The organism is Gloeomargarita sp. SKYB120, from assembly GCA_025062155.1.
Taxonomy (GTDB): domain Bacteria; phylum Cyanobacteriota; class Cyanobacteriia; order Gloeomargaritales; family Gloeomargaritaceae; genus Gloeomargarita.
In genome coordinates, this window is the sequence record JANXAM010000079.1 from 1 (window position 1) to 667 (window position 667).

Here is a 667-nt window from a genome sequence, read left to right on the forward strand (position 1 = left end):
TGTTGTAACGAAGTTGGGATTGAAATCATGTCTCCTGCTTACACAGCCGTTCGCGACGGTAATCACACAACAATTCCTGAGAACTACTTACCTAAGGACTACCAAGCGCTAGGGATGCGAATTACTCCCCTGTCTCGAATTTTCTTCCGCCATTCTGAATCGGAATAAACTTAGAAGTGTTGAATCCTGCAAAAAAACTTAACATCCCAGGTCACCAGAAGCTCTGGTTGCCAATCAAAGCTCGAATGCACCACCGGGCAACGCCGACTCAGTTCGAGCCGCAGATGTCGAAACTCTGCGCCCTTGTCATTATATAGCTAAGCCATCTATGCTTGTCATGTCTTAGAGTCGCAGGACGTAGCCCCGTCTTTGGTTTTCCTGTCATCTCTCTGACAACCTAAAGCAGCTCAGCTATATAGCGTTTGCAGCGAATAATGGAATGACTTTCCCCACTTGCATAGCCCTGTACCGTTTTTTAGCTAGATTATAGGGGCAAACGTCCCGTCGTCAGTAGGGAGTAACCCCCGGTGATTGCCAATAGAGACACAAACAGTTGCCAAAGCGTGGTGGGTTTCAGCACGGCATAACCGCTAGCAACAATCAACACAATCGCAGCAACAATTGGGATCAAGCCCCAACTTTTAGCGTCCCTTGGCAAGAAAACTAA

1 protein-coding gene is annotated in these 667 nt (G+C 47.5%); it reads right to left on the reverse strand.

Annotated features, from left to right (window positions below; translation table 11 throughout):
* Positions 1-484: 484 nt before the first annotated feature.
* Positions 485-667, reverse strand: a 183-nt coding sequence (locus NZ705_12505) for a hypothetical protein (protein MCS7293764.1), incomplete at its 5' end; no start/stop codon positions are given.